Annotated in this window: 7 protein-coding genes; all 7 read left to right on the forward strand. The window is 40.9% G+C overall.

Annotated features, from left to right (window positions below; all coding sequences use genetic code 11):
* Positions 1 to 105 precede the first annotated feature (105 nt).
* The 7 genes from FKG96_RS11595 to FKG96_RS11625 all read left to right on the forward strand — a co-directional run bounded on the left by FKG96_RS11595 (position 106) and on the right by FKG96_RS11625 (position 12,918).
* On the forward strand, positions 106 to 3,396 hold the full coding sequence (locus FKG96_RS11595) for a TonB-dependent receptor (protein WP_149105542.1): 3,291 nt from the start codon (positions 106 to 108) through the stop codon (positions 3,394 to 3,396).
* A 40-nt stretch (positions 3,397 to 3,436) separates the two neighbouring features.
* Positions 3,437 to 4,897, forward strand: coding sequence for a RagB/SusD family nutrient uptake outer membrane protein (locus FKG96_RS11600; protein WP_165447042.1), 1,461 nt, complete (start codon positions 3,437 to 3,439; stop codon positions 4,895 to 4,897).
* A 20-nt stretch (positions 4,898 to 4,917) separates the two neighbouring features.
* Complete coding sequence (locus FKG96_RS11605; protein ID WP_246860272.1) at positions 4,918 to 6,909, forward strand: FAD-dependent oxidoreductase; 1,992 nt, start codon at positions 4,918 to 4,920, stop codon at positions 6,907 to 6,909.
* A gap of 91 nt (positions 6,910 to 7,000) precedes the next feature.
* On the forward strand, positions 7,001 to 9,382 hold the full coding sequence (locus tag FKG96_RS11610) for a mechanosensitive ion channel family protein (protein ID WP_130857599.1): 2,382 nt from the start codon (positions 7,001 to 7,003) through the stop codon (positions 9,380 to 9,382).
* A gap of 124 nt (positions 9,383 to 9,506) precedes the next feature.
* The gene (locus tag FKG96_RS11615) at positions 9,507 to 10,565 is read left to right on the forward strand and encodes a LacI family DNA-binding transcriptional regulator (RefSeq protein WP_013666107.1); all 1,059 of its coding nucleotides are present in this window, start codon (positions 9,507 to 9,509) and stop codon (positions 10,563 to 10,565) included.
* Positions 10,566 to 10,745: 180 nt separating this feature from the next.
* Complete coding sequence (locus FKG96_RS11620; RefSeq protein WP_130857598.1) at positions 10,746 to 11,756, forward strand: Gfo/Idh/MocA family protein; 1,011 nt, start codon at positions 10,746 to 10,748, stop codon at positions 11,754 to 11,756.
* A 10-nt stretch (positions 11,757 to 11,766) separates the two neighbouring features.
* Entirely contained in the window at positions 11,767 to 12,918 is a 1,152-nt protein-coding gene (locus FKG96_RS11625) for a prolyl oligopeptidase family serine peptidase (RefSeq protein ID WP_130857597.1), read from the forward strand.
* Positions 12,919 to 12,927: the final 9 nt, after the last annotated feature.

The following is a 12,927-nucleotide window of genomic DNA, read 5'->3' on the forward strand; positions in this document are numbered from 1 at the left end:
CTACCTACTCCCCATTAACACAAAAAATTAATTTTCTTTCACCCATTTTAAAATGCTTGGTGTGTTTATAGTGAATTAGCTAAAAACCATTATAGACATCAAACCATGTATCAAAAGAAAAATCAATTTAACCGATTTTGTCGATCTATAGCAAAAGGCTTGTTGATTGCAGGCCTGCTATTTCAGATGGAACTATTTGCGACCCCTTTATTGGCTCAATACAGGGTAAGCATTAAAAAGGAGAGCATCAGTCTAACCGATCTCTTTAACACGATCAGAAAACAGACGGGTTTAACCGTATTTTACAGTGAGGAAGTACTCAACGACAAAGAACGAGTATCGGTTAATTTTAACAATCTACCATTAGATGCGGTGTTAGAGAACCTTTTTAAAGACAGAGGAATTCAATATGAGATCAGAAGGAATAAGGTGATTGTATTGGAAAAGCAAAGTTCAGCAAATGGGCTTATGGCCACTTCCAAACAAGAACAGAATACCCTAAAAGGAAAAGTGCTTGATGAAAAAGGACAAGCTTTACCAGGTGTTTCTGTCCGAACAAAAGGTAGCCCATCGACAGGTACTTCTACGGATAGTGATGGCAACTTTGTGATCAGCGCTGCTTCGAACGCGACCCTGATTTTTTCGTATACGGGTTACGCCACACAGGAAATCAACGTCGCCGGTAAATCAACTATACGGGTTACCATGACACCGCGAGAGGCAGCTTTGGATGAGGTAGTGGTAGTCGGATATGGCACTGTTCGTAAAGGCGATTTAACCGGATCCGTTTCATCGGTAAAGTCAGAAGACATTACCGCCTTACCGTCAACCAATGCCATGCAAAGCTTAACGGGAAGAAGTGCAGGTGTGCAAGTAGTGCAAAGTTCAGGAGCACCTGGTGCCAGTATGAATATACGCATCCGTGGAGGCAATTCCTTATTGGGTAGTAATGAACCGCTTTACGTGGTGGACGGTTTTGCACTTTCAGGTAGTCCTACTATTCTTGATCCATCGGATATTGAATCGATGGAAGTATTGAAAGATGCGTCTGCAACGGCCATTTATGGTTCTCGAGGAGCAAATGGGGTGGTTATTATTACAACTAAAAGTGGAAAGAGAGATGTTAATCAGGTTACACTTAACAGTTATGTCGGATTTCAAAATGTGGTAAAAAAAATAGACCTTTTAAATGCCCGACAGTTTGCCGAAATCGCTAACGAACGGGCCCGTAATGATAATGCTGCTCCATATTTTACACAAGAGCAAATCAATAGTTTTGGTGAAGGGACCGATTGGCAGGATGCCATCTTTCGTACGGCTCCAATTCAAAATCACAGTCTCAATATCGCGGGCGGAAATGATAGGACCCGCTATTCAGTATCGGGAAGTTATTTCGGTCAGGATGGTATTGTTATCAACTCAGGATATAAAAGAGGGTCGCTGCGTTCCAATTTAGAGCAGGAGGTGTCTGACAAATTTAAAGTAAACTTAAGTACCATATTGAGTCGTACCATTAACAATGCCATCACAAATGATAATCAATCAAGAGGGTCCGGAGTAGTTTCCGCTGCTTTAGTCGCACCACCTACTGTGCCTGTTTATGACGAAAATGGCAATTATTCCAACGTGGTGCCTTATTCATTTAGCTCTAATGCTGCGGAGAATCCGGTAGCTTTAGCCAAAGAACGCGTAGACAGAACAACGGGAAGCGGCGTGTTAGCCAATCTCGGGCTACAATATACCTTTATGGAAGGGTTGACACTAAAAGTTTCTGCTGGTGTAGATTATGCCAATTCCAAAAGAGACTATTACTCTTCCCGCTTAATCAGGTCAACACCGGCAGGTAATGCTTCTACCAATTATTTCACAAGGACAAACTTCTTAAATGAGAATATTTTGAATTATGCAAAGACATTTAACGATCATTCCTTGGATTTAATGGCGGGTGTTACTTATCAATCAGAGGTGGCAAGTACGAACTCATCGGGAGCTAGTGGCTTTATTTCCGATATATTGCAAAATAATAACCTTGGATCAGGAACAGTCATTGCTACCCCTACATCCGGTATTGACGAATGGAAGTTGATTTCCGGTTTATTTCGGGCAAATTATGTTTATAAAAATAAGTATCTTTTAACTGCGAGTATAAGGGCAGACGGATCCTCTCGTTTTGGGGCCGGTAGTCAATGGGGTTATTTTCCTTCAGCGGCTTTTGGATGGCGATTGAAAGAAGAGGAATTTCTTAGCGATGTCAACAGTATTTCCAACTTAAAACTACGGGCCAGCTGGGGACAGTCGGGAAATACCGCAATCTCTCCCTATGGCTCGTTGAATGTGCTTTCCGGTTTTAATATTATTCTTGGAGATGCGTTGAACACAGGCTTTGCACCAGGAAATACCCGGCCGAATCCGGATTTAAAATGGGAAACTACCACACAAAGTAATATTGGCTTTGATTTGGGCTTATTTGACGAGCGTTTGCGCCTAACGGTTGATTACTATATAAAAAACACAAAAGACTTGTTAGCCAACGTCCCACAAGCAACCTCCACGGGTTATCAAAATCAAATGCAAAACATTGGTCGTATTCGAAACAAGGGTCTTGAATTCGAGTTGGGAGGCGATATATCCCGAGGAACCTTTAAATGGGACGCCTCTGTTAATTTTTCAGCTAATCGAAATAAGGTAATCGAACTAGCTAATCATGCGGATGTATTTGGATCCGGTTTATCTATTCCACTTAGTATTAGTCCCAATCTTATCCGGGAAGGTTATCCGGTGGGTGTTTTTTATGGGTTCTTGGAAGATGGCTTGAATGAACAGGGGCGTATACAATATAAGGACTTGGATGGCAATGGTGTAATTAACAATGAGGATAGAACAATCCTAGGCAATCCCAATCCCGATTTTATTTTTGGCTTCAATAACAACCTAAGCTATAAAAATTTTTCATTGAATATCTTTATTCAGGGAGTGCAAGGAGCCGATTTGTTCAACTTTAATCTGTCAAACCAGGCCAATTCTTTCAATTTCGGAGAAAACCAGATCGCGGATATATTAAATCGCTGGACACCTGAAAATCCAAATCCAAATGCACCATATCCAGCTATCAGCGTTGGTTCCAGCTTCCGGGAGTCAAACCGCTTTATAGAAGATGGTTCCTTTATTCGGTTTAAAAATATCCGGTTGGCTTATGATGTCCCGTTGAAAAGTAGCAAGATTAAATCTTTACAATTATATGTAAGCGGACAAAACTTAATTACCATCACCGACTATTCCTGGTATGATCCCGAAGTAAGTAGCCGAACAGCTAATTCGCCCACTACATTGGGTATAGACCAAACCAGTTACCCTGTGGCAAAAACCTATACCATGGGGCTGAAAGTAAGTTTTTAAATAACAAAATATTAAGGTTCCAACAAAAATTATGGAAAAAATGAAAAAGCTCTTATATATATTTTCGATCATTTTATTTGCTGCCTGCAGTAAAACTTTGGAAGAAGTTCCGATAGATCGACTTTCAGAAGAAAATTTTTATCAGACGGCCCAAGATGCTGAAACTGCCGTTAATGCAATTTATGCGCCATTTCGAGAATTGGGCTATTATGGAGGCTTTTATATGTTACTAACCGAAGCTTGCTCGGATTACGCGAACGGAAGAGGTTCTTTTGGACCTGTCAGTGAGTACAATGGTTTGGACGGTGCCAATATCGGTCGTGCAGAGACTATTTGGCGATTTGCTTATCAATCCATCTTAAGAGCAAATATTGTATTGGAAAGAGTGCCGGCTATTAATATGGATGAAAACAAGAAAAATCAGATACTGGCAGAAGCGCGATTCCTTCGGGCCTTGGCTTATTTTGATTTAGTTAGGAATTGGGGCGGGGTACCGTTAAGGCAATCTTCCAATGACCCAACAGATCTGCCTCGGAGTACCGAACAAGAAGTCTACGACTTCATTATAGCAGATTTAAATACAGGAATTGCGAATCTGCCTGCTGTAGCAACAATTCCTGGAAGACCGACCGTAGGGGCGGCAAAAACGCTGTTGGCCTATGTCTATTTAACGTTAGCGAATTGGGAACAGGCACGTAACCTTGCTAAGGAAGTAATGGATGAGGGAACATACCAATTGGTACCGGTTTCTACAGTCAACGACTTTGAAAAAGTTTTCGGTGCTGATGTAGTAACGAGTGCTGAAGACATCTTTTCTTTCAAATACTCTTCTTCCGGAGGCCTGGGTTTCCAATACCTCGTGTATATACATGGTGAGAACACACTTTACGCGCCATTTGGTTTCCGCACCATCTATGCGCGCGAAACCTTTCCGCTGATTGCCAATTGGTCGGATCGTGATTTGCGAAAAGAATTTAATCTGTATGATTCGTATATTCACCGGTCAACAGGAGCACTAGTCCAGCTGCCTGGCAATGAGCCCTATCAGTTTAGAAAGTTTAAGGACTTAGCTTCGGTGGCCGTTGACGCTAGTGCAAACGATATGCCCGTGCTACGCTATGCCGATGTACTATTAATTTATGCCGAAGCCGCAAATCAATTGGAGGGAGGTCCCTCTGCTGAAGCTTATGAAGCGTTGAATAAAGTTAAAAGACGTGCGTATGGGGTAGACGTCAATACACCCAATCCGCAGGTTGATTGGGCAGGATTAAATCAACAATCTTTCCGCGATGCTGTTTTTCAGGAAAGGGCATATGAATTTATGGTAGAAGGCAAGCGATGGAACGACTTAAAACGCTTGGGTAGAGACCAGGTTCGTGCAGTAATCCAATCGGCAAAAGGAAAAGCGATTAGCGACAGCCACTTTTTATGGCCAATTCCTAAAGTGGAAATGGATAATAATAATGCCCTAAATCCGAGTGACCAAAATCCCGGTTATTGATAGTAATAAATTATATGAAAATGATAAGAAATAGAAGTTCTTACTACCTCTTGGTATTACTGATTGCTTGCATTCAATTGCAGGCGCAAGCTAAGGATTATGATATTTGCATTTACGGCGGCACTTCTGCCGGTGTCGTCGCAGCCTACACAGCAGCTAAAGCCGGGAAATCGGTGGTGCTCGTTGAACCGGGAACGCGACTGGGCGGAATGAGTTCCGGTGGTTTAGGTTATACCGATATCGGTAATAAATATGTTGTAAAAGGTTTAGCGCTCGATTTTTATCGCAAGATCGGACAACACTATGGGAAATTCGAGCAGTGGATTTTTGAACCCAAAGTAGCTGATAGTATTTTTAGGGATTACATGCGAAAGGCTTCAATTGACATTGTTTACGAGCACGTTTTATCAGCGGTCGAAAAGAAAGTAACCCATATCGCGCAAATTTTGGTAGCACCAATAAAAGGCACTGATGGCCAGGAGCGCGCTATAAGCGCCCATGTGTTTATTGATTGTTCCTACGAAGGTGATTTAATGGCAAAATCCGGAGTTTCTTATCATGTAGGTCGAGAAGATAACCAGGTTTATGGCGAAACGCTTAATGGAGTACAGCTGATGGACGGCCATCAGTTTCCCGATGGGATTGATCCTTATCAAATTCCCGGTGATAAAAGTAGTGGACTCCTGTGGGGAATCAATGACGAAGTATTAAAAGCGAATGGAACCGGTGATAGAAAAGTACAAGCCTATAATTTTCGAATTTGTTTAACTAACAATCCTGCCAATCGGATAACCATTGAAAAACCACGTAATTATGATCCCAAACGATATGAATTATTGAAAAGGTGGAAAGAGAAATATCCTTGGAAGTCTTTAAATGACGTATTTATTTGGAGTAGAATGCCTAATAACAAAACCGATATAAATAATCGGAACGGTTTTTCTACAGACATGATCGGGATGAATTGGGATTATCCGGAAGCCGATTACGCGAGACGGCAGGAAATCATTCAGGCCCATGAAGATTATACCAAAGGGCTTCTGTATTTTGTCGGGCATGACCCATCGGTTCCTGAATTCATTCGGAATGAAATGCTAGCTTGGGGCTATCCGAAAGACGAGTATACGGAGCACGGGAACTGGAGTCCGCAACTTTATATACGGGAAGCAAGAAGAATGATCGGTGAAGTAGTGATGACACAACATCACTGCCAGGGGAGGGAGGTGGTAAAGGATGATATCGGCTATGCGGCTTACACGATGGATTCTCATAACTGTGATCGACTGGTGGTTAATGGTATGGTTAAAAACGAGGGAAATGTAGAAGTAGGTGGTTTTCCCCCCTTCCCAATTTCCTATCGCTCAATTGTTCCGAAAAAGACAGAAGTATCTAACCTCCTGGTACCTGTTTGCCTTTCTGCTAGCCATATCGCCTACGGGTCCATCCGAATGGAACCTGTTTTTATGGTACTAAGTCAGTCAGCCGCTTTTGCCGCCTGCTTGGCAATCGACGGAAAAAAAGCTATACAGGACGTTTCTGCTCACGAAATAAAGGCCTTATGGAAGAATAATCCTAAGGGTGATGGCCGTAAACCGGACATCTGGATCAATAGCATGGAGCGGAAAGATGTGCAGCTAACCGGCAAATGGGAAGAGGAAAAGCGAGGTGGTTTTGGATCGAGCTATTTGATTTCGACGGATAATAGTCAACGAAGTACGGCTCGCTTTAAGTCTTCCGACCTTAGTCCCGGAAACTACGACATTTATACTTATTTTCCGAAAATCGAAAATTCCAGTGCACAGCTCTTGTATACCGTGTTTGATGGTAAGCAAAAAACAGCGAAAACACTGAATTTAGCGGATATCAAAATTGAAGGACAGACTTCCGGCGAGTGGGTTTGGCTGGGTAATTATTCAATAAAAAACAGCGAAGCCAGCTACGTGGAGATCAGCAATGAAAAAGCCAGTGGAAAAATAGCAGCCAATAGTGTCCTGTTTGTTCCAAAGGAATAAATTTAGTCTTTGGCGGGCAGTATGATATGCTTGATTGTATTTATTTAAGTTCTATCTTTATCTTGAGTAAATATGATTGTCTATTTCCCATATGAACAAAGCTAATCAATTAGCTGTTAATGGTTTCCATGAGGCCTTTAAAGCTTGTTTTTTTATACTATTTATCTTCTTAGCGGTTACGGTAAGTGCGCAGAGCAGCTTGAGAACCGAGCGTTCCAGAAACGACTCGTCGTTGTTAGCAGATACTAATATGCTTTCTACCGGCGATTATTTGGAGGGCTTGGAACGTGTGTATGAAACCTTAAACAAGGTGCCTACCGTAACCGCCTCTTTTGGTCGTATTCCGGAAATAAAAAGTAAGCTGGCTGCGGATGACTCCACCATCAGTTTATTGAAACAACGTTTGTCTTTAAACGTTCGAACATTCAATCTGCAAAATTTGCAGATGTTCAGAACGCTATTGGATGAGATGACCGATAATGCAAATGGATACAATGACATTATCCTTTCGTATGATAAAGATTTAGATGGCATTAAAAAAGAAATAGCGGCGCTTAGAAAAGATACAGTCATTCGACAGATTTTTAGAACGAAGGCGCTTCGCGATTCTTTTAGTGTTCAAATAAAGGCGCTAAGATTAAAAAGGGTCGGAACTGATAGCATCATTCGAGCGGCCACAAACACGCTAAACGGCCTGCGCGCGCATGTAGCCACCAACGAACTGGCAATCCAAGAGCTCTTATACCAAACCAATGTGCAACTAAAGTCAATTGGTCCAAAGGCCTTTCTCAAAGAGAAACGTTATTTGTGGGAAAAGCGATCGAGTACAACGGATGCGAAGTATCCGGAGTTTAATCAAATGTTTGATAGTGAAAAGAAAATAAATACGTATTATTTCAAAAACACAAGAAGTAACCGGGTGCTCCTACTCTTTACGGGTTTATTATTCTTTGTATGGGTGTTTTATAACTTCAAAAGCGTTAAGAATCATGGGAAAATGGATATTTTGGAAGATCTTAATTTAAGGTTATTAACCCCAATTCCTATATTGTCTGCCTTTACCTTAATATTTGCCCTTGCACCTATTTTTGATTTACAGGCACCGGCCTTGTATTTAGAATTTACCCAATTTTTATTACTGATTATACTTACAACAGTATTTTTAAAAAGATTACCTCGAGAGACTTTGCTATCATGGGGCATATTTGTCATCTTGTTCATTGCGCTGTCTTTAGTGAGGTTATTGGGTGTTTCTTCTCAGGCACAACGATGGATGATTTTATTGATCAACTTAATGTCTACTGCCTTTGGTGTGATAGCGTTGCGTAAATTAAAGCCTATTGCGGGGAATTATCGCATATTGGTTATAGCTGGAACATTGTATATGCTATTTAATGGCTTAGCTATTATAGCCAATATGTTCGGAAGAACCACCCTTATGCAGATTTTTTATACAACCGGTGTATATGCGCTATTACATACGGTTGCCCTCATTGTAGTCGTACGTCTAATTACCGAAGCCTTTCTTTTGCAAATTAAAGCCAGTAGGATGCGTAAACGTTACGCCGATCACTTCGAATGGGAGGGGATTGCCAAAGAGTTTTCAACCATTATATCTTACCTTGCGGTTTTCATTTGGTTTGTATTGCTGACAGCTCACTTAGATATTCTGGAATTCTTTAGCGAAGTTATTGGTTCGTTTTTAAGCACACCACGCAAAATAGGGAGCTTCTCTTTTACCTTTGGCGGTGTTTTACTATTTCTTGGAATTATTTGGACGGCTAACTTTTTGCAGAAATATGTTGCCTACTTTTTTGGCGAAACAGGGGATGATACCATCGAAAATGCCAACGCAGAACACTCCAGGTTGCTGATTACCAGATTGGTATTGCTTATTGCCGGTTTTTTATTAGCAGTTGCAGCATCGGGTTTGCCAGTCGATAAAATCACCGTAGTGTTAGGTGCTTTAGGTGTGGGTATCGGCTTAGGCTTACAGAGCATAGTAAGCAATTTTGTTTCCGGGATTATTTTGATTTTTGATCGTACGATCCGCATTGGCGACGTTGTTGAATTAGGAAATCGAAAAGGAAAGGTAAAAGAAATAGGTATTCGTTCAAGCACTTTGTTAAGCGATGATGGCGCCGAAATTATCATACCAAACGGTGATATACTTTCTAATAATATCATCAACTGGACCCTAAGTAATAATAATATTCGCGTTAGCCTAACGGTAACTATTGCCAAACCATTTAATAAAGAGGAAATTGTAGAGATGATCAAAACCATCATTCTGGATAATGAACACGTGTTTAAGCGGAAAGCACCGAGCGTTATTATTAATCCGTTGAATGGAAAATGGTCAACAGTCAAAATATTCTTTTGGTGTAATCTCAATAATACAGACGCTCCCAAGAGTACGATCAGTGAGGCTATCTATCAGCAACTGGCAGAGAAGGAGATTGAAACACTTTAAATAAAAGTTAGTATGGGATAGGTTGCTTTTAGACGATACAACGTAAGTGGCGCCGGCATTTCTTTATTAAATACAGCCAGATAATTTGTTTTAATTTTAATAAAAAGATACTTTCGTTGATACTATGAGCAAATCGTTAGAAAATAAAGAATTTGGTGTCAAGCAGATTGCACGTTTGGCTAATGTTTCAATCGCTACTGTTGATCGTGTTTTGCACAATCGCAAGGGTGTATCGGAAGCAACCAAGAAGCGGATAAACGATATCATTAAAGAGTTCGATTATAAGCCAAATATTATTGCAAGTCGATTAGCATCAAAGAAAGTTTCAAAATATGCCGTGTTAATTCCTAGTTCTACAGAAACGGATTTCTGGGAGGCTCCGCTATCCGGTATTGATAGAGCCGCCAAAGCATTAAAACAATACGGCATTGTGGTATTGAAATTTTTTTTTGACCTTAATGATAAACAATCGTTCCTAAAGCAGGTCGATTTAATTCTCGAGGAAGCTGTCGACGGGCTATTAGTGGCACCATCATTTGTCGAAGAAGCAATACAATTAACCACACGCTGCAATGAACGCAAAATTCCCTATGTTTTTATCAATTCGGATGTACCCGGGCAGAACAGTGTCTGTTATATCGGGCCGCATCTCTTTTGTAGTGGCTATCAGGCAGCGCAATTGATGGATTTTGCCGTCAAAACGGGCAAAGTATTATTGATAAACGTATCAAAGGAACTCGATCAATACCACCACCTCCTTCGGAAAGAGGAGGGATTCCGCGCTTATTTTGAAAAAAATAACAAAAAGCTTCAAATCTTAAAGCTGGATATTAAACAAACAGATTCTTCTTCCATAGAAGATGCTTTAGATAAAGTTTTTAGCGAGCAGAAGGGGATAGAAGGCGTTTTTGTAACAAACTCCAGAGTCTCTGCTGTTGCCCATTATTTCGAACGGAAGAGCATTGTTAAGGTGCTCATCGGATATGATTTCTTAAAAGAAAATATTAAATACCTCGAATTAGGTATCATTCAATTTTTAATCTGTCAGAAGCCTGAGGAACAAGGTTATAGAGGTATTATGACACTCCATCGCTATACAGATCTGCACGAACGGCGAATTGAAGATCAATTTATGCCCATTGATATTGTAACCAAAGAGAATTATCGCTTCTACCATAATTAATAACCTTGAAATTTTTAAAAACAATTTGCATTTGAAATATCTTTTCGTAAATTGCGGTAACGTAACCGTTATTATAAACATTAGCTGAGTATATTTATTGGGAATAGAATAGAAGTTATAAGACAGCTTATTTTATCATTAAAAGTATTCGTGTACGTACACGTTGTATAAAAATAAATTATGAATAGTATTCCAAGAAGAGACTTTATCAAAAAGGCAGCTATTTCGAGCTTGTCAATCAGCCTGCTCAATCTTCCGCTGACTGGCAAAGCAAGTTTCAAAAATGTGAATGGAAAACGGGTAGGAATCATTGGTTTAGATACATCGCATAGTATTGCCTTTGCCAAAGCCTTAAATGCGGCTACACCGGATGCAGCATTAAAGGGCTATCGAATTATTGCTGCCTATCCTTATGGTAGTAGAGATATTGAAAGTAGCGCCAAAAGAATAGCCGGTTATACGCAAGAGATCAGCACATTAGGAATAGAAATTGTAGATTCTATTGCTGATTTATTGAAGAAGGTTGACCACGTATTATTGGAAACTAATGATGGTCGCCTGCATCTCGAGCAAGCTATTCCCGTCATCGATGCCGGAAAAACTCTTTTTATTGATAAACCCATGGCCGCTTCCTATCGCGATGCAAAGAAAATATTCGAATACGCGAGGAAAAAGCGAATTCCGGTATTTTCCGCTTCTTCTTTGCGTTATGCCGAGCATATTAAAGAAATAACGGAAGTGAAGTCGATTGGCGATGTCACGGGCGCAGATACCTATAGCCCTGCTACCTTGGAAGCCACACATCCTGACCTGTTTTGGTATGGCATACATGGCGTGGAAACGCTTTATGCCGTGATGGGAAGGGGATGTAAATCAGTTACCAGAACTTCTACACCAGACACTGACATCGTGGTAGGTACTTGGAGCGATGGACGTTTGGGAACTTTCAGAGGGATCCGAAAGGGAAAACGTGATTTTGGGGGGACTGCTTTTGGCACAACCGGAATCCAGTTAATTGGCCCATACAAAGGTTATCAACCCTTATTGGAAGAAATCGTGCAGTTCTTTGAAACAAAACGGCCCCCTGTTCAAGAAGAAGAGACACTGGAAATATTGGCCTTTATGGAAGCTGCTGATCTAAGTAAAAGCAGGGCAGGGGCCGCCGTCTTTCTGCATGAGATTATGCAATAAAATGAAGGCAATGGTAAAACGTGACTATAAGAGATGGATACTGGTGGGACTATATCTAGGCTTCGCATTTTCGTTAAATGCGCAGGAAACAACATTGTTTAATAGCCAAAAAGAAAAGATATGGAAAAAAATTGCTCCCTATTTTAGCCCACCACAAGAGTTTAAGGATAAACAAGATTCACTTCGACCACTCAACATCTTTTACAATGGCGATAGTGTATCCACCGTGCAAGACTTCTCAAAGCGCCAACTGGAAATAAAAAAGCGCTGGGATAGTCTGATGGGAAATTGGCCGGCCTTACTCAAGAAGCAACAACTGTCAATTATCGATACCAATGAAAAAGAAAGCTACTTTGAGTGTGAAGTGAAATTTTACTGGACGCCAACGGAGGAAACAACCGGCTATTTATTGGTGCCAAAAACCAAGGGAAAGAAGCCGGCAGTTATCACCGTATTTTATGAACCGGAAACGGCTATAGGTAAAGGAAAACCAAATCGTGATTTCGCTCTGCAGTTAACAAAAAGAGGCTTTATAACGTTATCTATTGGAACTTCAGCCACTTCAGAAAGAAAAGAATTTTCCCTGTTTTATCCGAATATAAAGCATGCGCAGGTACAACCTTTATCCATGTTGGCTTACGCAGCCGCTAATGCCTATTATGCATTGGCAAACTTTCCGGAGGTTTCATCCGATAAGATAGGTATTATGGGACATTCCTTTGGTGGTAAATGGGCCATGTTCGCTTCTTGCTTGTTCGATCGTTTTGCTTGCGCCGTATGGTCAGATCCGGGAATTTTATTTCAGCATGATCGTGAATCGATCAATTATTGGGAGCCGTGGTACCTGGGTTATCATCCAAAACCATGGCGAAAACGCGGCTTGATAAGTAAGGAAAATCCGGCTTTTGGATTATATCCCTGGCTTATTAAGAATGGATATAATCTGCATGAGTTGCATGCACTTATGGTACCGAGACCTTTCTTAGTACTAGGAGGTGCCGAGGATCCGCCGGACCGATGGCACACATTAAATCGGATCATAGCACTAAACCACAGGTTTGGCTATGATAATCGTGTCGCTATGCACAATAGGCCTACACATGAGCCGAATAACGAGGCAAATGAAATTGCTTACTTGTTCTTTGAATATTTCTTGAAATAAATAAAATCT

The organism is Olivibacter sp. LS-1 (assembly GCF_008245145.1).
Lineage (GTDB): Bacteria > Bacteroidota > Bacteroidia > Sphingobacteriales > Sphingobacteriaceae > Olivibacter > Olivibacter oleidegradans.

Excerpts from the sequence above, each read along its gene's own strand:
- FKG96_RS11595 (WP_149105542.1), top strand. The coding sequence starts at position 106 with ATGTATCAAAAGAAAAATCAATTTAACCGATTTTGTCGATCTATAGCA.
- FKG96_RS11600 (WP_165447042.1), top strand. The coding sequence starts at position 3,437 with ATGAAAAAGCTCTTATATATATTTTCGATCATTTTATTTGCTGCCTGC.
- FKG96_RS11605 (WP_246860272.1), top strand. The coding sequence starts at position 4,918 with ATGATAAGAAATAGAAGTTCTTACTACCTCTTGGTATTACTGATTGCT.
- FKG96_RS11610 (WP_130857599.1), top strand. The coding sequence starts at position 7,001 with ATGAACAAAGCTAATCAATTAGCTGTTAATGGTTTCCATGAGGCCTTT.
- FKG96_RS11615 (WP_013666107.1), top strand. The coding sequence starts at position 9,507 with ATGAGCAAATCGTTAGAAAATAAAGAATTTGGTGTCAAGCAGATTGCA.
- FKG96_RS11620 (WP_130857598.1), top strand. The coding sequence starts at position 10,746 with ATGAATAGTATTCCAAGAAGAGACTTTATCAAAAAGGCAGCTATTTCG.
- FKG96_RS11625 (WP_130857597.1), top strand. The coding sequence starts at position 11,767 with ATGGTAAAACGTGACTATAAGAGATGGATACTGGTGGGACTATATCTA.